General features: G+C 64.9%; 18 protein-coding genes. 10 read left to right on the plus strand and 8 right to left on the minus strand.

Annotation, left to right across the window (positions count from 1 at the left end):
• Nucleotides 1-12 precede the first annotated feature (12 nt).
• From ACYCVF_RS15100 to ACYCVF_RS15110, 3 genes are read right to left on the minus strand one after another with little or no spacing between them, the layout of a single operon-like run.
• The gene (locus ACYCVF_RS15100; RefSeq protein WP_459596284.1) at nt 13-597 is read right to left on the minus strand and encodes an amino acid synthesis family protein; all 585 of its coding nucleotides are present in this window, start codon (nt 595-597) and stop codon (nt 13-15) included.
• 27 nt (nt 598-624) lie between these two features.
• Nucleotides 625-1,521: a UPF0280 family protein gene (locus tag ACYCVF_RS15105; protein ID WP_459596285.1), complete on the minus strand. Its 897-nt coding sequence runs from the start codon at nt 1,519-1,521 to the stop codon at nt 625-627.
• Nucleotides 1,518-2,975: a 6-hydroxynicotinate reductase gene (locus ACYCVF_RS15110; RefSeq protein ID WP_459596487.1), complete on the minus strand. Its 1,458-nt coding sequence runs from the start codon at nt 2,973-2,975 to the stop codon at nt 1,518-1,520. Before ACYCVF_RS15110 ends, ACYCVF_RS15105 begins: the two co-directional genes overlap by 4 nt.
• A 241-nt stretch (nt 2,976-3,216) precedes the next feature.
• On the opposite strand from ACYCVF_RS15110, the gene ACYCVF_RS15115 reads away from it, so the two are divergent.
• Together ACYCVF_RS15115 and ACYCVF_RS15120 are read left to right on the plus strand one after the other, a co-directional pair.
• Nucleotides 3,217-3,699 (plus strand): (2Fe-2S)-binding protein, encoded by a 483-nt coding sequence (locus tag ACYCVF_RS15115; RefSeq protein WP_459596286.1) that lies wholly within the window; start codon nt 3,217-3,219, stop codon nt 3,697-3,699.
• Nucleotides 3,699-7,229 (plus strand): molybdopterin cofactor-binding domain-containing protein, encoded by a 3,531-nt coding sequence (locus ACYCVF_RS15120; protein WP_459596287.1) that lies wholly within the window; start codon nt 3,699-3,701, stop codon nt 7,227-7,229. Before ACYCVF_RS15115 ends, ACYCVF_RS15120 begins: the two co-directional genes overlap by 1 nt.
• On the opposite strand, the gene ACYCVF_RS15125 is transcribed toward ACYCVF_RS15120, so the two are convergent.
• The gene (locus ACYCVF_RS15125; protein ID WP_459596288.1) at nt 7,226-8,194 is read right to left on the minus strand and encodes a catechol 2,3-dioxygenase; all 969 of its coding nucleotides are present in this window, start codon (nt 8,192-8,194) and stop codon (nt 7,226-7,228) included. The two genes, ACYCVF_RS15120 and ACYCVF_RS15125, sit on opposite strands and share 4 nt — an antisense overlap.
• Before the next feature lie 422 nt (nt 8,195-8,616).
• Here ACYCVF_RS15125 and ACYCVF_RS15130 point away from each other — a divergent pair, with 422 nt between their 5' ends.
• From ACYCVF_RS15130 to ACYCVF_RS15140, 3 genes are all read left to right on the plus strand, one after another.
• Nucleotides 8,617-10,356: an ATP-binding protein gene (locus tag ACYCVF_RS15130; protein WP_459596289.1), complete on the plus strand. Its 1,740-nt coding sequence runs from the start codon at nt 8,617-8,619 to the stop codon at nt 10,354-10,356.
• Between the two features lie 103 nt (nt 10,357-10,459).
• Nucleotides 10,460-11,038, plus strand: coding sequence for a peroxidase-related enzyme (locus ACYCVF_RS15135; protein ID WP_459596290.1), 579 nt, complete (start codon nt 10,460-10,462; stop codon nt 11,036-11,038).
• A 10-nt stretch (nt 11,039-11,048) separates the two neighbouring features.
• Nucleotides 11,049-11,543, plus strand: coding sequence for an MgtC/SapB family protein (locus ACYCVF_RS15140; protein WP_459596291.1), 495 nt, complete (start codon nt 11,049-11,051; stop codon nt 11,541-11,543).
• A 43-nt stretch (nt 11,544-11,586) separates the two neighbouring features.
• Here the strand turns inward: ACYCVF_RS15140 and ACYCVF_RS15145 are convergent, their stop codons facing one another.
• The 4 genes from ACYCVF_RS15145 to ACYCVF_RS15160 all read right to left on the minus strand — a co-directional run bounded on the left by ACYCVF_RS15145 (nt 11,587) and on the right by ACYCVF_RS15160 (nt 15,383).
• On the minus strand, nt 11,587-14,148 hold the full coding sequence (locus tag ACYCVF_RS15145; RefSeq protein WP_459596489.1) for a cation-translocating P-type ATPase: 2,562 nt from the start codon (nt 14,146-14,148) through the stop codon (nt 11,587-11,589).
• Nucleotides 14,148-14,390, minus strand: a complete 243-nt coding sequence (locus tag ACYCVF_RS15150; protein ID WP_459596292.1) for a hypothetical protein — start codon at nt 14,388-14,390, stop codon at nt 14,148-14,150. The genes ACYCVF_RS15145 and ACYCVF_RS15150 overlap by 1 nt, the downstream gene beginning before the upstream one ends.
• An 88-nt stretch (nt 14,391-14,478) precedes the next feature.
• Entirely contained in the window at nt 14,479-14,622 is a 144-nt protein-coding gene (locus ACYCVF_RS15155; protein ID WP_459596293.1) for a hypothetical protein, read from the minus strand.
• A 137-nt stretch (nt 14,623-14,759) separates the two neighbouring features.
• Nucleotides 14,760-15,383: a ParB-like protein gene (locus ACYCVF_RS15160; protein WP_459596294.1), complete on the minus strand. Its 624-nt coding sequence runs from the start codon at nt 15,381-15,383 to the stop codon at nt 14,760-14,762.
• Between the two features lie 316 nt (nt 15,384-15,699).
• On the opposite strand from ACYCVF_RS15160, the gene ACYCVF_RS15165 reads away from it, so the two are divergent.
• From ACYCVF_RS15165 to ACYCVF_RS15185, 5 genes are all read left to right on the plus strand, one after another.
• Entirely contained in the window at nt 15,700-16,041 is a 342-nt protein-coding gene (locus ACYCVF_RS15165; RefSeq protein ID WP_459596295.1) for a hypothetical protein, read from the plus strand.
• 247 nt (nt 16,042-16,288) lie between these two features.
• Entirely contained in the window at nt 16,289-16,576 is a 288-nt protein-coding gene (locus tag ACYCVF_RS15170; RefSeq protein ID WP_007592476.1) for an acyl carrier protein, read from the plus strand.
• Between the two features lie 10 nt (nt 16,577-16,586).
• Nucleotides 16,587-17,057, plus strand: coding sequence for a 3-hydroxyacyl-ACP dehydratase FabZ family protein (locus ACYCVF_RS15175; protein WP_459596296.1), 471 nt, complete (start codon nt 16,587-16,589; stop codon nt 17,055-17,057).
• The gene (locus ACYCVF_RS15180; protein ID WP_459596297.1) at nt 17,054-18,256 is read left to right on the plus strand and encodes a beta-ketoacyl-ACP synthase; all 1,203 of its coding nucleotides are present in this window, start codon (nt 17,054-17,056) and stop codon (nt 18,254-18,256) included. Before ACYCVF_RS15175 ends, ACYCVF_RS15180 begins: the two co-directional genes overlap by 4 nt.
• A 17-nt stretch (nt 18,257-18,273) precedes the next feature.
• Complete coding sequence (locus ACYCVF_RS15185; RefSeq protein WP_459596298.1) at nt 18,274-19,551, plus strand: beta-ketoacyl-ACP synthase; 1,278 nt, start codon at nt 18,274-18,276, stop codon at nt 19,549-19,551.
• The last annotated feature ends 7 nt before the right edge of the window (nt 19,552-19,558 follow it).

Below are 19,558 nucleotides of genomic sequence, written 5' to 3' on the forward strand. Positions count from 1 at the left end.
ACTCTCTACGTCTTATCTCAGACCGTCTTCGCCCTTGATCTCCGCGACCGTCAGCCCGCCGACGCGCGGCAGCGGACGGCCGCTATCGGTGACGGCGACCGCGACCATGATCTCGTTGGCGCGCGGCGCGTCGTTGATCTGCACTTCCATGCCGTCGAAGTGACTGCGCACGAAGGCAGCGTCCTTGTGGCCGAGCGGAATGTCGAGCGTCGCGCCCGGGCCGCCGCGCTTCTTCGAGGACGGGATCAGCGCTGCGCCCTTGGTCAGCACCTTTCGCACCGGCGCGCCCATCTTCGGGTGAAGGATGGCGGCGGCATGCTCCAGCTCGCCGTTTTCGCCGACCGCGGCCGCCTTGCCATAACTCTGCGCCTTGGCGCCATCGATGCCGAGCGCCGCTACGGCTCGCTTCGACAGGAGCTCGCCGAGCTCCTCTCCGATCGCGATCAGCGGCGACAGATCCTCGACATATTTTCCGGCAAAGGGGTTCTCGATCACGGCAATCGCAGCCGCACGCCGGGTCGGCGGCGAAACCTGACGGCCCATCTCCATCTGCGTCTCTTCGACGACGGTGACGATCTTGCGGATGATCGCGCTCATGACTGCTTCCCCTGGACTCTTCCCTGTTCAGGCATGAACCGCGTTCTCCAGCGGGAGCGGGCGCGATCGTTGCCGTTCAATATCTTTCGGTCCGATGACAAGCATATCACCACAAAGCTGCAACACGGCACCCTCGATCAGTCCGCGATCGAATAATTGCCGTGCACGTTCCGCGCCAGATTTGAGCGCGCCGGCTATCTCGTTGTGAGACAGCTCGCCGACGTCTCGGGTGATCAGGCGCGCGCCCAGATCGCTGTCGGGTTGAAGCTCGTTCGCAGGTTTCCGGATGATGGCGGGATGCCCGGGCAGATCGACGGCATTGGCGATCACCGTCGCCGCCGCATCGGCCTGCGATGCGGTTGCCGCAAGCACCGTCACAGCATCGGCGATCCCGAGCGAAAAGCTTCGGCCGTGCCGGCCGCTGGTCGCGACGCCTCGCGCCGGGTCATGCGCATCGACCCTCATCGTCCGCATCACGCCGTCGCAGTCGGGCCGATCCATCAAGCCGACGGAAAAATGCTCGCCTGCATCGAGATGGACTGCGATGTCGCCACCATTGTTGACGTAAGCCCGATCGAGCTTCGCAGCGCGCAGCATCGCCCCCAAAATCTCCTCCGCCACGCTGCCGGCCACCGCCGCCATCGGTGTGATGAAGCAATCGGCGGCATAGGGCGCGACAGCGGCGTGCATACGACGCGCCACGGCGCCCTTCAGCGAAGTTCGCGTCGCAGCAGGCCTTCGCAGTTCAGTCAGTTCCGCGCATAGCTCGTCGAGAAGCCCGGTGAACCGGCGCGCCGCAGCCTCGTAGGCCACCCGCACCTCGTCTTCGCGCCCCCTCGCCTCGACGATCAGATCGATCGGACCATCCTGCAAATGCAGCCGCCGGCCATCAGACAGCAATGCGATTTGCGGGAGCCTTGTCATGTCCGCGGTCCCGGGATCGGATTTTGCCACGGCAGTTGCCGGACATCGTCACCGTTCTGCACCTCGGACAGCGGCTTCACATAATCCATGTGGCCGCCGAGCGCAGCGTAGTCGGACAGCTTCATCGTGAACTCGATCGGCGCGACCAGGGCCGGCGTCGGCACGTAGCCGAACGCGCCCGCCGGCATCTGCGTCACGTCGACCATGTAGGTGATGCCGCCGCCGGGCCAGACATAGACCGGCGCGCCGCCGCTGGTGACACGCGTCAGCGCATCCTTGACTGAACGCGTCAGCCGCACCGGATTGTCGGTGACTCCCGCCCGCAGGGACCCGCCGGCGCCGGCCATGAACAGCACCGTGCACAGCGCGGGCTCGCAATTTTCCTGGATACGCTCGACCGAGAACCTCAACTCAGCAGGTATCTCGGTCTCGATCGGCTTCAAGGCCTCGTCGAGCACGTAATACGACGAGTGCTCGCCGGTGGTGGAGACCATCAGCATGGTCAGACCGGGCCTCGCTTCCTTGGAATCGAAGGGACCGAGGATCGACAAGGGATCGGAAATGTTGGTGCCGCCCCAGCCCGTGCCGGGATCGGCGACCTGGAAATAGCGGCCGGGCGTCGAGCGCCGTCCCTTCATCTTGATGCCGGTGTCGGCGATGTCGAGCAGCTTACCCGCCTGATGCTCCGAGAGCACGCCGGTGATGTGGTCGTCAACGACGACGACCTCGTCGACCTTGCCGTGCCATTGCTTGGCGAACATGCCGATCGTCGCCGAGCCGCAGCCGACACGCATGCGCTCTTCTTTCATGCCATTGACGATCGGCGGTTGCCCGGCCTGCACCACCACCGTGGCGCCACCGTCAATGGTCAGCTCGACCGCCTTGCAGTTGGCGAGATCCATCAGCGTGTCGCAGGTGACACGACCCTCCTTCTTGGAGCCGCCGGTGAGATGATGCACGCCGCCGAGCGACAGCATCTGCGAACCATATTCGCTGGTCGTGACGTGGCCGACGGCCTCGCCCTGCGCGCGCACGGTCGCGGTCTCCGGACCAAGATAGCGGTCGGTGTCGATCTTCACCTTGATGCCGCAGTAGGAGAAGATGCCCTCGGTGACCACGGTCACCATGTCGACGCCGTCGACCTCCGCCGAGACGATGAACGGCGCCGGCTTGTAGTCGGGATAGGTTGTGCCTGCGCCGATCGCGGTGACGAAGGTCGAAGGTTCGTGGACGATCTTGCCGTCCCAGTCTTCCGTGCGGCTGAAGGGAACGAGCTTGCCGCCATGCGAGACCGTGCGCTCCAGGATGACATGCGGATCGACGCGGACGAGCTTGCCGTCGTGATTGGCGTAACGATCGCAAGCACCCGCCGCGCCCGGCTTGATGTAGCACATCACCGGACAAGCATCGCAGCGGATCTTGTCGATGACGGCGCTCGTCGTTTCAATCACCATGTCGGGGCCAGCGGACACTGCGGTTATCATTCGTATACGAACGATGTTGCGCGCGGTCCCCTGCGGCTGTCAAGCGGCGGTGCAGTGCAAAAGAGGCGGCTGCCGCATAATGCCTCATTTGCCTACGCGCCTTGTCCACAAAGAAGGCAATCGCGCTGCAGTGCGGCATGCGCCGCTTGCACGTTTGTGTACAAACGGTATCGTCGCGGCGTTGAATTCCACACGGAGCTGGGGAGCGAGGATGAAGCAGACACCGATCCGCCTCACCGTGAACGGCAGGATCCACGAGGTCACGGCGGCGCGGGACACGCCGCTGCTCTATGTGCTGCGCAACGATCTCGCGCTCAACGGCCCGAAATATGGTTGCGGCCTCGGTGAATGCGGCACCTGTACTGTCCTGATTGACGGCGCGGCGGCGCGCTCCTGCGTGATTCCGGTGAGCGGCTGCGCCGGCCGCGACATCGTGACGCTCGAAGGGCTTGGCAAACGCGACGCGCCCGACGTCGTCCAACAGGCCTTCATCGACGAACAGGCCGCACAATGCGGCTACTGTCTCAACGGCATGATCATGACCACCAAGGCACTGCTCGCGATCAATCCACGGCCGACCGAGCAGGAGGCGCTCGCGGCGCTGCGCTACAATCTTTGCCGCTGCGGCACCCATGTCGAGATTCTGCGCGCGGTGATGCGCGCATCGGGCCAGCTCACCGAGGCCGCAGATTGATGGCCTTGCCTGTTTCGAACGGAGCTGAGCGGCCAGCGGGCTCGCTCGTCGTCATCCGCACGGTGGACGAGGTCACATCAGAGACTTTCGTCCGCATCACCGCGGACGGGTCGGTCACCGCCTATAACGGCCACGTCGATCTCGGCACCGGCATCCGCACGGCGCTTGGCCAGATCGTCGCCGAGGAGCTCGACGTTTCCTTTGCGCGCGTCGTGGTCGTGCTCGGCGACACGTCGGTGGTGCCGAACCAGGGCGCGACGATCGCCAGCGAAACCATCCAGATCACGGCCGTGCCCCTGCGCAAGGCCGCCGCGCAGGCGAGACACTTCCTGATCACGCGCGCGGCCGAGCAGCTGGAGCTGCCGGCCTCCGAGTTGCGGATCGAGGACGGCCTCATCCGCGGGCGCGACAACCGCAGCGTCAGCTATGGCGAGTTGATTGGTGGCGAAGAGATCCGGCTCGAGCTTGCCGACGACGTCGCGGTCAAATCTGTCGGCGACTACGCGATCGTCGGCCAGTCGATGCCGCGCGTGGATCTGCCCGCCAAGGCCACGGGCGAGCTGACCTTCGTGCACGACATCCGCGTGCCCGGCATGCTGCACGGCCGCGTCGTACGGCCGCCCTATGCCGGCGTCGACGCCGGACCGTTCGTCGGAACCAGCCTGCTCGCCGTCGATGAATCCTCGGTGCGTGACATTCCCGGCGTCATGGCCGTGGTGCGCATCGGTGATTTCGTCGGAATCGTCGCCGAGCGCGAGGAGAACGCGATCCGCGCGGCAGAGCAGCTCAAGGTGAGCTGGAAGCCCACGCCAACCCTCACCGACCTTGCCGACGTCGAAAACGCGCTGCGCACCAATCCTTCGACCCCGCGCACGCTGATCGACAAGGGCGACGTCGGTGCGGCTATCGCGGGCGCTGCCAAGCCGATGCAGCGGACTTATGTCTGGCCGTATCAGATGCACGCCTCGATCGGCCCGTCCTGTGCCGTCGCGGACTACAGGGACGGCAATATCCGCGTCTGGTCGGGCACTCAGAACCCGCACGTGCTGCGCGGCGATCTGGCGCTGCTGATCGAGCGCCCCGAGAGCGAAATCGAGGTTATCCGGCTCGAAGCCGCCGGCTGCTACGGACGCAACTGTGCTGACGACGTCACTGCCGACGCGCTGCTGCTGTCACGCGCGGTCGGCCGGCCCGTGCGCGTGCAATTGACACGCGAGCAGGAGCACGCCTGGGAGCCTAAAGGCACCGCGCAGCTCATCGACGTCAACGGCGGGCTCGATGCCGACGGCGGCATTGCCGGTTACGATCTCGCCACGCGCTATCCCTCGAACGCCGCGCCAACGCTGGCACTGCTGCTGACCGGCCGCATCTCGCCTGATCCCGCGGTGCTTCAAATGGGCGACCGCACCGCGATCCCGCCCTACGACTACGACAACATGCGCGTCATTGCCCATGACATGGCGCCGATCGTGCGTGCCTCCTGGTTTCGCGGTGTCTCGGCGCTGCCAAACACCTTCGCGCATGAATCCTACATCGATGAAGCCGCGACCGAGGCCGGCGTCGACCCGATCGAATATCGCCTTCGCTATCTGAAAGACCAGCGCGCGATCGACCTCGTCAATGCAGTGGCCGAGCGTGCCGGTTGGAAGCCCCGACCGGCCCGCGAGGACAAGGACGGCGAAGTCGTGCACGGGCGTGGCTTTGCCTACGCGCTTTATGTCCACAGCAAGTTTCCCGGCTATGGCGCCGCGTGGTCGGCCTGGGTCGCCGACGTCGCGGTGAACAAGACGACCGGCGATGTCAGCGTCACGCGCGTCGTCGCGGGACAGGATTCCGGCCTGATGATCAATCCCGACGGCGTGCGCCACCAGATCCACGGCAACGTCATCCAGTCCACCAGCCGCGCGCTGATGGAGGAGGTATCGTTCGAGCGCGGCACGGTCGCGGCACGCGAATGGGGCGCCTATCCGATCATCCCCTTCCCCGACGTGCCCAAGATCGACGTGCTGATGCTGCCGCGTCAGGATCAGCCGCCCCTCGGCGTCGGCGAATCCGCCTCGGTGCCGAGCGCGGCGGCGATCGCCAACGCGATCTTCGATGCCACCGGCGTGCGCTTTCGCGAACCGCCGTTCACGCCTGAGCGCATCCTGAAAGGGCTGCACGGCGATGCGCCGGCAACGCCACAGGCCCTGCCAGCTCCCGCGACGTCGCAGCCGGCTCGCATCTGGCAAAATCCGTTCGCAAAACGCGCCGGCGTCTTCGCGACCATTGCGGCTCTCTGCACGGCTGCCATCGGCGTCGGCGCCGCGCTGCTGCCGGGCCGCGCGATTGCACCCATCGCGCGCCCTGACGCGTCAGTCTATTCCGCGGCGACGATCGCGCGCGGAGAGCTGCTCGCGGCGCTCGGCAATTGCGCGGAGTGCCACACCTCGAACGGCGGCGCGCTCAACGCCGGCGGCCGCGCGCTTCAGACGCCGTTCGGCACGATCTACGCGACCAACATCACGCCCGACGTCGAGACCGGCATCGGCGCCTGGTCCTATCCTGCCTTCGAACGCGCCATGCGCGACGGGCTGCATCGCGACGGACGGCAGCTCTACCCCGCGTTCCCCTACACGCATTTTGCGAAGACCAGCGATGCCGACATGCAGGCGCTGTATGCCTACCTGATGGCCCAGCCTGCGGTGCGCGCGACAACGCCGGACAACAGGCTCGCCTTCCCGTTCAATCTCCGGCCGCTGCTCGCCGGGTGGAATGCGCTGTTCCATCAGACCAAAGAGTTCAAACCAGATCCTGCCCGATCCGAGGTCTGGAATCGCGGGGCCTATCTGGTCGAGGGCCTCGGCCATTGCAACGCCTGCCATTCGCCGCGCAACGCGCTCGGCGCCGAGCAGCGCGAGGCCTATCTCGCCGGCGGATTTGCCGAGGGCTGGGAGGCGCCGGCCTTGACCTCACTATCGCGCGCGCCGATCCCGTGGAGCGAGGATGAACTTTTCGCCTATTTGCGAACCGGCCATTCGCGCTATCACGGCGTCGCGGCCGGCCCGATGGCGCCGATCGTCCGGGACCTCAAGGCGCTGCCCGACCAGGACATCCGCGCGATGGCGGTCTACCTCAACTCGTTCAACGACGCCGCAACCGACCGGCCGACGTCGGATGCACTCGCGGCAAAGCTCGAGACCGCAACCCGGGTCACGGTCGCGTCCTCCACCGGCGCGCGCCTCTACCAGGGCGCCTGCGCCGTGTGCCACGAGGTCGGCGGCCTGCCGCTGTTCGGCAGCCGCCCCTCACTCGCGCTGAACAGCAACCTGCACAGCGCGACTGCGGACAATCTGGTGCAGGTGATCCTGCATGGGATCGCCGAACCGGTCACCAGCGATCTCGGCTACATGCCCGCCTTCAAAGGCAGCATGAACGACGCGCAGGTCGAGGAGCTCGTCACCTTCCTGCGCAAGCAGTTCGCGCCGGACAAGCCAGCCTGGACCGGCGTGCGCGAGACGATCGAGCGGGTGCGGGCGCCCACACATTAGGTGTGCGTCTTGATCTCCACCGGCGGCGTACCGTGGGTGTGGAACGACTCGATCGTCTTCAATCCCCAGGCCTGGCCCTTCTTGCGCTCCTCCTCGGTCCACACGATCGGCTTCCAATCGGGCGCGAGGATCAGGCGCGCGCCGGCATTGGCGACCTCGACGCGGTTGCCGCCGGGCTCGTAGACATAGAGGAAGAAAGTCTGCTGGATCGCGTGTTTGTGCGGTCCGGTCTCGATGTGCACCCCATTCTCCAGGAAGATGTCGGCAGCGCGCAGAATCTCCTCGCGGCTGTCGAGCGCATAGGTGACATGGTGGAAGCGGCCGGGCACGCCGGAATGGTCGAGCGAATAGGCGAAGTCGTAGCTCTTGTTCGACATCGTCAGCCACATCGCCGCTTCCCGGCCGTCATTGAGCACGATCTGCTCGGTGAGACGGCAGCCGAGATAGGTCTCGAAGAACTCGCGGTTGGCCTTGATGTCGACGGCGAGGCAGTTGAGATGGTCGAGGCGGCGGACATTGACGCCGCGGGCGGGAAAGCGTTGCGCCTGGTTCTTTAGTGCCGGCTTGAGCTCCGGCGGCGCCTGATACCATTCGGTCTCGTAGTAGAGCTCGACGATGTGTCCATCGGGATCGCGGCAGCGGAAGGTCGGCCCCTGCCCCATGTCGCCGTCGATCCAGCCGATGTCGAAACCGGAACCTTTCAGTGCGGCGACGCGGCGCTCCAGCGCCTGCTGGCTACGCGCGCGTAGCGCCATGTGGCCCATGCCCGAGGTTTTCGACGCCGTGAGCTTGAGCGAATAGCGCTCATAGTCGTCCCAGCCGCGCAAGTAGATCGACTCGCCCTTCTGTCCGCTGACGGTCATGCCCATCACGTCGACGAAGAATTTCAAGCTCTCGTCCGGCTTCGGCGTCAGCAGCTCCATGTGGCCGAGATGGGCGAGATCGAGGATCGGTTCGGGCTGCATGATTCCTCCAGGGAGTGCTGCGGGCCGCCTGACCGGACGGCGCGCCTGGACACCAGGCACAACGGCGCGGGCTCCGCACGGCATCGAGGGTGGCCGGCTTGATTTGTACTAATGTACAAATCATTAGGTCCAGTCAACAAATCACTGGCGCTGCAAATGGCCTCCAATGGCGGCGATGAGTGCCCCGGAGCGAACGGCACCCTGTCCGGATGGTAAAATCTTCCTTAAGGCCTCTCGAGCTGGCGGCCTAGAAATGCAGCATTTTCCCGGCAATCGCGCCCGAGAGTATGCATTGGCCACAAAGCTCCCGACCAAATTACCGCAGATTTAACGAAGCGCCCGCGCCCGGCGTTTAACCGTTTGTGCAGCGACGGCCGCGCATAGTCCGGGGCAAATCCCTTGCTCTTGCAGGTTCATCGATCGTGACATCCTTTGGACGCGTGATTTCGGTTCGCGGATCGCTCGCCCGGGTCGGGCTTTTGGCCGCAAGCCAGATGCCGATCTCGGAGGTTCGGGCGACCGTCGGCCGCTTCGTCAGCATTCGTTGCGCCAGTTCGGTCATCGTTGCGATGATCACCGAGGTCTCCTGCGAGAATTTGTCGAGTTCCGACAATTACATCGCCATCGCCTCGGTCGACCTGCTCGGCGAGATCCTCAATGCCGCGGACAAGGCCAAATTCCAGCGTGGCGTCACCAACTATCCGACCATCGGCGATGCCGTCGACCTGATCACCAGCCAGGAGCTGCGCACGATCTACGCGCCGACCGGGTCGGACCAGATCAACGTGGGTTTTCTCCAGCAGGACCGCTCCGTCGTCGCCTATGTCGACGTCGAGGAAATGCTGTCCAAGCATTTTGCCGTGCTGGGATCGACCGGCGTCGGCAAATCGACCGGCGTCTCGCTCCTGCTCAACGAGATCCTGAAGGCACGGCCGAACCTGCGCATCTTCCTGCTCGACGTGCACAACGAATATGGCCGCTGCTTCGGCGACCGTGCGCTCGTGCTCAACCCGCGGAACCTGAAGCTGCCGTTCTGGCTGTTCAATTTCGAGGAAATCGTCGACGTGCTGTTCGGCGGCCGCTCCGGCGTGCCGGAGGAGCTCGACGTCCTCGCCGAGGTGATCCCGATCGCCAAGGGCATCTACACGCAGTATCAGAACTCCGACCGCCTCGGCCTGAAGCGCATCGATCCCAAGCAAGTCGGCTTCACCGTCGACACGCCGGTGCCGTATCGCCTGGTCGATTTGATCTCGCTGATCGACGAGCGCATGGGCAAGCTCGAGAACCGCTCCTCGCGCATCATCTATCACAAGCTGATCTCGCGCATCGAGGCGGTGCGCAACGACCCGCGCTACGCCTTCATGTTCGACAATGCCAATGTCGGCGGCGACACCATGGCCGAGGTGATCAGCCATCTGTTCCGCCTGCCCGCCAACGGCAAGCCGATGACGGTGATGCAGCTCGCCGGCTTCCCGGCCGAGGTCATCGACTCCGTCGTCTCGGTGCTCTGCCGCATGGCCTTCGACTTCGGCCTGTGGAGCGACGGCGTGTCGCCGATGCTGTTCGTCTGCGAAGAAGCGCACCGCTACGCTTCCGCCGACCGCAATGTCGGCTTCGGCCCAACCCGCAAGGCAGTCTCGCGCATCGCCAAGGAAGGCCGCAAATACGGCGTCTATCTCGGCCTCATCACCCAGCGCCCGGCCGAGCTCGACGCCACCATCATCTCCCAATGCAACACGCTGTTCACAATGCGTCTTGCCAACGAGCGCGACCAGGCACTGCTGCGTGCCGCGGTGTCTGATGCGGCCGCGAATTTGCTGTCCTTCGTACCCTCGCTCGGCACCCGCGAGGTGCTGGCGTTCGGCGAAGGCGTCGCGCTGCCGACGCGCCTGCGCTTCAAGGAGGTGCCGCCGCATCAATTGCCGCGCGGCGAAGCCACCATCAGCAGCGTGCCGTCCGTCACCTCCGGCCACGACATGCATTTCGTCGGCGCCGTGCTCGAGCGCTGGCGCGGCGCCACCTCGCAGCGCGACGTGCCGAACGATCCGGTGTTCTCGCAGCCGCCGGCGAAGATGCTCACCACCGCCGAAGCCCCGATGCTGCAACCATCGATGGGCCTCGATCCGGACCGCTTCTCGCTGCTGAAGAAGCCACTGCGGTAAAACCTCTTGTGTTCCGGACGCGGGCACATTCGCGCGACTGCGGCGCGTTGAGCCCGTCGCCCGCTTCGACTATGGTTGCCTGCCCCAAGCCGGAACCATGCCCATGACAAAGCCAGCGCAACGCTTTCCCGCACCCGCCCTCGACACGCTGCCCGACGACATCCGCACGCGGCTTCTCGCCGTTCAGGAGAAGAGCGGCTTCGTGCCGAACGTGTTCTTGACGCTGGCCTATCGTCCCGACGAGTTCCGCGCCTTCTTCGCCTATCACGACGCGCTGATGGAGAAGGACGGCGGCCTCACCAAGGCCGAGCGCGAAATGATCGTGGTGGCGACTTCGGCGGCGAACCAGTGCCAGTATTGCGTGATCGCCCACGGTGCAATCCTGCGCATCCGCGCAAAGAATCCACTCATCGCCGACCAGGTCGCGGTGAACTACCGCAAGGCCGACATCACGCCGAGACAGAAGGCGATGCTCGACTTCGCCATGAAGGTCTCGGCCGACGCGCAGCGGATATCCGAGGAGGATTTCGCCGCGCTCGCGCCGCACGGCTTCAGCGACGACGACGTCTGGGACATCGCCGCGATCTCCGCCTTCTTTGCGCTGTCGAACCGGCTGGCGAATTTCACGGGCATGCGGCCGAACGAGGAGTTCTATCTGATGGGACGACTGCCGAAGAAATGATCGACACGCCATGAGCGAGCTCGATTGGCCCGATGTCCTGTTGCGTCTCGGCGTTGCGACGCTCGCCGGGGGCGCGATCGGCCTCAACCGCGATCTGCACGGCAAGCCGATCGGGCTGAAGACGCTCGGCATCGTCGGGCTCTCCACTGCGACCGTGGTTCTGCTCGCACTGCAGCTCGCTGAGCCGACCAAGGTCGCCGACGCTGCCAGCCGTGTCATCCAGGGCGTCCTCACCGGGATCGGCTTTCTCGGCGCTGGCGTCATCGTGCACCAAAGCACGGGGTTTCGCGTTCGAGGCCTGACCAGCGCCGCCTGCACCTTCCTTGCCGCCTGCCTCGGCATCGTCTGCGGCGCCGGACAATGGAAGATCGTCGCCGTCGCCTTGGCGCTGGCCTTCGTCCTGCTGACCATCGGCCGCCGCATCGAGCGCCGGCTGCACCGTATGCTTGGCGGCCAGGACGAGGCGCACGAGGTCGAAAGCGGCCCGGGGGAGCAGCACCCATAGCCGCGTCTTCGACGGTTCGGCCGTCAGTGCGCCGCATCACGATTCAAAACCGCAGCCGCCGTGCCCACAACGGTTTCAGCAGTTCCAGCACCGTCAGCACAAACAATCCTGCGCCGAGCGTGATCATCAGGTCGTCGAGGTGCAGTGGACCGAAACGAAAGAGACCGGACGCCGGCGGCCAGAGCAGGGCCGTGGCGAGAACGAGCGCAATCGAGAGGAATATCCCGAGCAATGCCGGGTTTGGACGGAAGAAGGCGGACAAGAAGGATGCGCTGAAGGACCGATTGACCAGCACCAGCGCGGCGATGCAGACGACGAGGGCAATGAATGCGAGCGTGCGCGCCTCATCGGACGGAATACCGGAGCGAAGCGCGCCGACGAAGATCACGGCGATCAAAGCGAACGCCATGGCGCCCTGCAGGACACTCCAGGCGATCAGGGGCCAAGAGAACAGCTCCGCATCGGCACGCCGCGGCGGACGCTTCATGACATCGCGCTCCTCCCGCTCGGCTTCGAACACCAGCGAGCAGACGGGATCGATGATCAGCTCCAGAAACGCGATGTGAACGGGGCCCAGAACCAGAGGTAGCCCGAAGACCAGGGGAAGAAGCGCAAGTCCCGCGATCGGCACGTGAACGGCGAAAATGAACGCCATCGCCTTGCGCAGATTGTCGTAGATCCGGCGTCCCAGGCGGATGGATGCGACGATGGAGCCGAAATCATCATCGAGCAGGACGATCGAGGATGCCTCGCGAGCGACATCGGTGCCGCGCCCCCCCATCGCGATCCCGATATGGGCAGCCTTCAGGGAGGGCGCGTCGTTGACGCCGTCGCCGGTCATCGCGACGATCTCGCCGCCGCGCTTCAGCGCCTGAACGATCCGCAGCTTCTGCTCCGGCAAAATCCGCGCGAAGACGTTCCCGTTCCTGACAAGTGCCTCGAGCTCGCTCTCGTCCGCGAGCTTGACCTGCTCGCCGGTCACGACCTCGTTGACGTCGAGCCCGGCCTCCCCAGCGATTGCCATGGCTGTCGCCGGATAATCGCCCGTGATCATGACGACGCGAATGCCAGCCGAACGGCATTCAGCCACCGCCTCGGGGACGCCGGGGCGAAGCGGATCGGCCAAGCCGACGAGACCGACGAAGCGAAATGCGAAGCCTTCCTGCGAAGACGGCAGATCCTGGCGGTCGCAGGTTGCAGCGGCCACCCCCAGCACCCGAAGACCATCCTTCGCCATCGCCGCGACCGCAGCGCGCATCGCCTCCTGGTCCGCTCCGTCCAGCTTGCAGAGCCGCGCAATCGCCTCGGGAGCGCCTTTCGCGGCGGCGAAAACTCCCTGGCGATGCGACGATCGCCAGACCTGGGTCATCGCCAGCAGTTCGGGACGCAGGCCGTAGGTGCGGATCAAGGTCCGATCGCCATCGGCGTCGACATCCAGCGGCAGACCGGCACGCGCGAACGCGTGCAAGGCCTTCTCCATCGGATCGAACGGTTCTGGCGAGCTCGCCAGAACGCTGCAACGCGCCAGCTCGAAGAACTCTTCTCCCGCGGGAGCGGGCTGCGAGGGCGCAGGCCGCACGCATGTCCCGTCGCGCAATCTCAGCTCCGCAACCGACATCCGGTTCTGCGTCAACGTCCCGGTCTTGTCGGTGCATAGCACCGTGGCAGAGCCAAGCACCTCGATTGCGGCGGCGCGCCGCGTCAGCACGCGTGCCTTCGAGATGCGCCAGGCACCCATGGCCATGAACACCGTGAGGACGACGGCAAACTCCTCAGGAAGCATGGACATGCCGATTGCGATGCCCCCGAGCAACGCTTGCAGCCAATCTCCGCGCAAAAATCCGTAAAGCAGGACAGCGGCCAGACTGATCGCTGCGCCACCGAGAAAGCAAAGCCGTACGAGCCGTGCGGTCTGCTGCTGTAGCCGAGGCGGCTCCGGCTGCAAGCCATGCAGAGACAGCCCGATCTTCCCGATTTCGCTGCGAGGGCCGGTGGCCTCGACCTCGGCGAGGCCCTCGCCTCTTACGACGAGTGAGCCGGAATACACGAAGGGCTGGTCGTCGCCGCCCGGACGATGATCGGCCAAGGCCGATTCGGCGGCCGGCATCTTGACGTGCTGCTTGCGAACCGGGACCGACTCTCCGGTAAGCAGGGATTCGTCCACAGCCAGATCTCGTGCGCTCGTGAGCACCGCATCCGCCGGAACCCGATCGCCCTCGGAGAGGACGAGGAGATCACCACGGACGACGTCCCGGCCTGCGATCCGCCGGCGTTCCCCATCTCTGACCACGAGCGCTCGCGGGCTGGTCAGCTCTCGCAATGCTTCCAGCACGCGTTCGGTACGGGCCTCCTGCACGATGGTGATCACGATGGTGATGCCGCCGAACGCCAGCAGAATTAGTGCTTCGCGGAGATCGCCCAGCAGGAGGTAGATCAGCCCGCCGCACAGAAGGAGCGCCAGCATCGGCTCCCGAAGGACTTCCAAGACGATGCGCAAAGGCGTGCGCCGTTCGGACCGCGGCAGCTCGTTGTAGCCCTCCTGTTGCAGTCGCAACCGGGCCTCGGCTTCGCTCAGGCCGGCTTTACTGCCGCGTTCTGCCTCGATCACGTCTTCCGCCGCAGGCTCCAGAGACTTCCAACGCCCACGATAGCGGTCACGAGCATAATCGCAACAAAGGTCTGGATGATCGTGAAGTTCAGGGCATCACGCGCAACGAACAGCGCGGTGACCGCGCCGGCGACGATGAAAAGGATGCGAAAGATGAGGCTCATTGCCATGTCTCCAGTCGGCATGACCTTGAGCCCACCGCCCTCGACATCGGGACGCAACGCTGCTTCGGCAATCATGCAGGCGGACGATAGCCTCCGGCCGCGCTTGCGAATTGCGGAAGATCAAGCGCACCCGGACTGCAAGAGTGCCCTGGCCGCCGAGCCGCTAGCGCTTTGCCATCAACTCGAGCGCCGGGGCGAAGCGTTCGGCAAATGTCAACGACTTGGCGTGATGAACTGCGGCAAACGATGCCGAAATCCCTGCCGTGGCGACGGCGAGCAAGGCAATGGCAAAAACCAGACGGCGCATTCCGGCCTCCTGTGTGAGCTCGTACCCCAATGAGATGGGACGGCCCTGTTTCAGGACCACTTCATGGAGACGGGAAAGTGATTTCGCTCAAGCGACCGTGATCTGGCGCGGTTGGTGGTGCCGCACGGCGCCATCGCCTAATCATCGTCCTCCGGACCGCACCAGCCGGGCAGATAGATTGCATCCTTGCTTCGGGCCGCGGCCATGGCCTTCTCGAGCGCCTTGTCGAAATCGGCCTCCACCACCTTGCGCGAGACCTGTCGACGCAGGAAGTCGGCCCACAGGAATTCGGAGAACGGCGTGGTGTCCTTGGCGAAGCCGCCTATGCGGCGGAGCTCGCCGGCAAGGCTGCGGAAAGGGTCGTCCTTGAGGCCGGCGACCGATTTCGGCAAGTCGCGGAACGGCCGTCTTTCGCCCTTGGCGTCGTAGGGATAGACCCAGCGCTTGTTGTCCATCACGCCCCAGAACGCATCGCGCCCGACCATCCTGAGGTCGCCGATAACGGTCACCAGCACCTCCTTGACGCCCTCGTCGTGCAATGCGCGGCCGAGATGATGATGGTCGATCACGTAATAGCGCTTCTCCGGCCCGTAGACGACCGGGATCATGTGCTTGCCAAGCAGATCGGCCTGCTTGTCCTTGTCTTGCCCGCGCCAGCGCTTGCGCTTCTCCTTGACCTCGCGCATTCCGACCGTCATCTGCGTCGGCCGGAGCGACAGGATCGGGACCGGATGCACTCGCGGCTCGCGCGTATTGGTCATGTTCGAAAGGTCCTCACATGTTGCAGCCGATGATCGGGGCTCCCACGACTATGCCATGGGCCCTGTGACGACAAAATCCACGCGGAAGGGACGCGGAGATCACAAGTCGGTCCCGTGACGAACTCCATGGCTGTCGTCATGCCTGCTGTTGCATCGCAACCCGCGCATCACCGCACGAGGGCCGGTTCCCTGATCGCTCCACCGGTCCATGCACAATAGTGCGTACTCAGAAACACACGCGGACATTGACAAGATTTTCTGCAACGCGCCCGTCACATATGATATCAAAATGTCTGCTTCGGAATGATCCCGCCCCATGAACAACCAGCGGCCCAAAGGCTCTGATGACGAGCACCGGGTGCTCCAGTTCAGGCCGCGCACCTCGCCTTCCCCGGCGGTCCAGCGCGGCAACGGCGCCGTGCAACCGTTGCGCGTCGCGCCCGAACGGCTGGATCTGTCTCGCTACGAGCAGCCGCGCGCCGAACCCGACAATTTCCGCCAACGCATGCTTGCCAATATTGCGGCGCTGGCCTTCACCATCGCGCTGACCGCGATCGGGATTTGGCTCGCAGTCAGCATCGCCGAGTTGCGCCGGACCCAGGATTGCCTGCTGATGGGCCGCCGCGACTGCGCCAAGATCGCGACTCCGCATATTTAGGATCGGCATATTTAGGATCGGCCTGGCGCCAGCCCCTCCGCGGAAGGGTCCCAGCGGGCATCCTCAATCCTGTCCACTTGCTGCCCCGGGGCCGGCCCGGCTCCATTGAACTCAGGGCGGCGCTCCGATATACGGGCTCTCGACCCGGCCAGAGGGTGTTTGAGGGCGTCATCAGGGGCGCGACGCCCGCCCACCGTGCCACTCTGGACAATCTGACAAATATCCGCAATATATCAAAGGCTTAGTGATGTCTTCCACATTCGATCAGGTCGCCACGATCATCGCTGAAACCTGCGACATCCCGCGCGACACGATCACGCCCGATAGCCATGCCATCGATGACCTTGGCATCGACAGCCTCGATTTCCTGGACATCGCGTTCGCGATCGACAAGCAATTCGGCATCAAGCTGCCCCTGGAAAAGTGGACTCAAGAGGTCAACGACGGCAAGGCGACCACCGAGCAGTATTTCGTGCTGAAGAACCTGTGTGCCCGCATCGACGAACTGGTTGCGGCCAAGGGCGCGAGCGCCTAAGGGCGCAGTCATGCAACTCGAATACTTCCACATGATCGATCGCATCGTCGACCTCAAGGTCGACGAGAAGACGATCGTCGTCGAAGCGCAGGTCCCAAAGGAGAGCACCATCTTCGAGGGGCACTTCCCCGGCTATCCCTTGATGCCCGGCGTGCTCCTGATCGAATCGATGGCGCAGGCTTCGGGCTGGCTCCAGCTCGGCGTGTTCAAGTTCGAACGTATGCCGATCCTGGCCGCCGTGAAGGAGGCCAAGGTCCGCGGTTCGGTCTTCCCGGGCGACCTCATGAGCATCGAGGCGAGCCTCACCCATGAGGGCTCCGGCTACGCCATGACCGAGGCCAAGATCAGGGTCGGCGGCAAGCTGCGCGCGAATTCGGCGCTCACCTTCACGCTGATCCCCTTCCCCAATGCGGATATGCGCTCCCACATGGACGCCATCGCCAAACGCGTCGGGTTTCCGCAACAGGCCATATCGCCATGACCAACACTGCTTCGAAGCCCGGCCAGACGGAAGTCTGGATCACCGGCATTGGCCTTGCCACCTCGCTCGGCGAGGGTCTGGACGCAAACTGGGCCGCGCTTCAGGAAAAGCGCATCAATGTCGACGAGAAGGGCTTTGCACCCTACATCGTGCATCCGCTGATGCCGGTATCCTTCGACAGTCAGATCCCGAAGAAGGGCGACCAGCGCCAGATGGAAGCCTGGCAGCGCATCGGCACCTATGCCGCAGGTCTCGCGCTCGATTCGGCAGGCATCAAGGGCAACAAGGACATCCTGTCGAAGATCGACATGGTGATCGCCGCCGGCGGCGGAGAGCGCGATCTCAACGTCGACACCGGCGTGCTGACGGCCGAGGCCAAGGGGGCCAACGCGCCGGGCTTCCTCAACGAGCGGCTGATGAGCGATCTCAGGCCGACGCTGTTCCTGGCCCAGCTTTCCAACCTGCTAGCGGGCAACATCGCCATCGTGCACGGCTTGGGCGGCACCTCGCGCACCTTCATGGGCGAAGAAGTCGCCGGCGCCGACGCCGCCCGCATTGCGCTCGCGCGCATCGCCTCGGGCGAGAGCGACATCGCGCTGGTCGGCGGCTCGCACAATGGCGAGCGCAAGGACTTGCTGGTCCTCTATGAATTCGGCGACTTCAACCTCAAGGACAAGTTCGCTCCCGTGTGGGCCCGTAAGGACCACGCCGGCTTCGCGCTCGGATCGGCCGGCGCCTTCCTGGTGCTGGAATCGAAGGCGCATGCGGAAGCGCGCGGCGCAAAGCCGTTCGCAAAACTGTCGAGCGTGGTCGCGGACCTCGCCAAACGCACGCAGCCCGGCGACATGGCCGCGACGCTGGAGAAGCTGTGGGACAAGCTGCCTAAGCACGACGGCAAGGGCGCGATCATCACCGGGGCAACCGGTGCGGAGCCCGCGACTTCGGAAGAGCGCGACTTCCTGAAGAGCCATACCGACTTTCCGGTGCGCTCGACCGGCACGATGTTCGGGCACGCCATGGAAACTCAATTCCCGCTCGGAGTCGCGCTCGCTGCGCTGTCGATCTCGCGTGGTGCTCTGTTCCCGCCGAACGATTCCACCGGGACCGAGATTGAAATGCAGGGGGCGCCCACCCAGATTGTGGTGGTGGGAGCCGGACACTGGCGCGGCGAAGGCATGGCGCTGGTCGAGGCGGTTTAGCTCAAGCGGGGATCGACATGACTGCACCACGAGACAAACTCGGGCGTCCCGTTGTCGTCGTCACCGGCATGGGCATCATGACGTCGCTCGGTGCCGGCAAGGCCGACAATTGGGCGAAGCTCGTCGCCGGTGAATCCGGCATCCGCACGATCACGCGTTTTCCGGTCGACGGCCTGAAGACCACGATGGCCGGCACGGTCGATTTCGTCAGCGTCGATCCGTTCTCCTCCACCGCCCTGTCGGAGCGGATGGCCGAGCTGGTGACGCAGGAAGCGCTGGAGCAGGCCGGAATCGGCGCCAAGGCCGATTTCCCGGGCCCTCTTTTCCTCGCGGTTGCGCCGGTCGAGGTCGAATGGCCTCAGCGTCGAGAACTCGGTCGCGCCGTTGGCCAGCAAGACATCACTTATGACGATCTGCTCCGCATTTCCGGCGGCGGCAAGTACGCCGCTTATCATCATCGCTTCATGTTCGGCTCGGTCGCCGCGCACCTCGCCGAGGTGTTCGGCACCAAGGGTTCGCCGATCTCGCTGTCCACCGCATGCGCCTCGGGCGCGACGTCGATCCAGCTCGGCGTCGAAGCGATCCGCCGCGGCGAGACTGATGCCGCGCTGTGTGTCGCGACCGACGGCACCGTGAACCCGGAAGCGCTGGTGCGCTTCTCGCTGCTCTCGGCGCTGTCGACACAGAACGATCCGCCCCAGGCGGCTTCCCGTCCCTTCTCCAAGAACCGCGATGGCTTTGTGATGGCCGAAGGCGCCGGCGCCCTGGTGCTCGAAAGCTACGAGGCGGCGACGGCGCGCGGCGCAAAGATCCTCGGCGTGATCGCCGGCTGCGGCGAGCTCACCGATTCCTTCCACCGCACCCGCTCCTCGCCCGACGGCAAGCCGATCATCGGCTGCATGAACAAGACCCTGGCCGACGCCGGCATGACGCCGGACCAGATCGACCACATCAACGCGCACGGCACCGCGACACCAGAAAACGACAAGATGGAGTTCAACACGACATCGGCCGTGTTCGGCGAGCTCGCGCAGAAGATTCCGGTCACCTCCAACAAGTCGATGGTCGGCCACACCATCTCGGCCGCCGGCGCCGTCGAGGCGATCTTCTCGCTGCTCACGCTCGAGCATCAGCGCATCCCGCCGACGATCAACTACGAAACTCCGGATCCCACGATCCTGTTCAACGTCGTCGGCAACAAGGCGCGCGACGCCCGCGTTACCGCCGTGATGTCGAACTCGTTCGGCTTCGGCGGCCAGAACGCCTCGCTGATCCTGACCCGCGAACCGGCCTGACCGGACG

Source organism: Bradyrhizobium cedriense (genome assembly GCF_054602315.1).

Coding starts and splice junctions, on each gene's coding strand:
- ACYCVF_RS15100 (WP_459596284.1), bottom strand. CDS start 597: ATGAGCGCGATCATCCGCAAGATCGTCACCGTCGTCGAAGAGACGCAG.
- ACYCVF_RS15105 (WP_459596285.1), bottom strand. CDS start 1,521: ATGACAAGGCTCCCGCAAATCGCATTGCTGTCTGATGGCCGGCGGCTG.
- ACYCVF_RS15110 (WP_459596487.1), bottom strand. CDS start 2,975: ATGGTGATTGAAACGACGAGCGCCGTCATCGACAAGATCCGCTGCGAT.
- ACYCVF_RS15115 (WP_459596286.1), top strand. CDS start 3,217: ATGAAGCAGACACCGATCCGCCTCACCGTGAACGGCAGGATCCACGAG.
- ACYCVF_RS15120 (WP_459596287.1), top strand. CDS start 3,699: ATGGCCTTGCCTGTTTCGAACGGAGCTGAGCGGCCAGCGGGCTCGCTC.
- ACYCVF_RS15125 (WP_459596288.1), bottom strand. CDS start 8,194: ATGCAGCCCGAACCGATCCTCGATCTCGCCCATCTCGGCCACATGGAG.
- ACYCVF_RS15135 (WP_459596290.1), top strand. CDS start 10,460: ATGACAAAGCCAGCGCAACGCTTTCCCGCACCCGCCCTCGACACGCTG.
- ACYCVF_RS15140 (WP_459596291.1), top strand. CDS start 11,049: ATGAGCGAGCTCGATTGGCCCGATGTCCTGTTGCGTCTCGGCGTTGCG.
- ACYCVF_RS15150 (WP_459596292.1), bottom strand. CDS start 14,390: ATGATTGCCGAAGCAGCGTTGCGTCCCGATGTCGAGGGCGGTGGGCTC.
- ACYCVF_RS15155 (WP_459596293.1), bottom strand. CDS start 14,622: ATGCGCCGTCTGGTTTTTGCCATTGCCTTGCTCGCCGTCGCCACGGCA.
- ACYCVF_RS15160 (WP_459596294.1), bottom strand. CDS start 15,383: ATGACCAATACGCGCGAGCCGCGAGTGCATCCGGTCCCGATCCTGTCG.
- ACYCVF_RS15165 (WP_459596295.1), top strand. CDS start 15,700: ATGAACAACCAGCGGCCCAAAGGCTCTGATGACGAGCACCGGGTGCTC.
- ACYCVF_RS15170 (WP_007592476.1), top strand. CDS start 16,289: ATGTCTTCCACATTCGATCAGGTCGCCACGATCATCGCTGAAACCTGC.
- ACYCVF_RS15175 (WP_459596296.1), top strand. CDS start 16,587: ATGCAACTCGAATACTTCCACATGATCGATCGCATCGTCGACCTCAAG.
- ACYCVF_RS15180 (WP_459596297.1), top strand. CDS start 17,054: ATGACCAACACTGCTTCGAAGCCCGGCCAGACGGAAGTCTGGATCACC.
- ACYCVF_RS15185 (WP_459596298.1), top strand. CDS start 18,274: ATGACTGCACCACGAGACAAACTCGGGCGTCCCGTTGTCGTCGTCACC.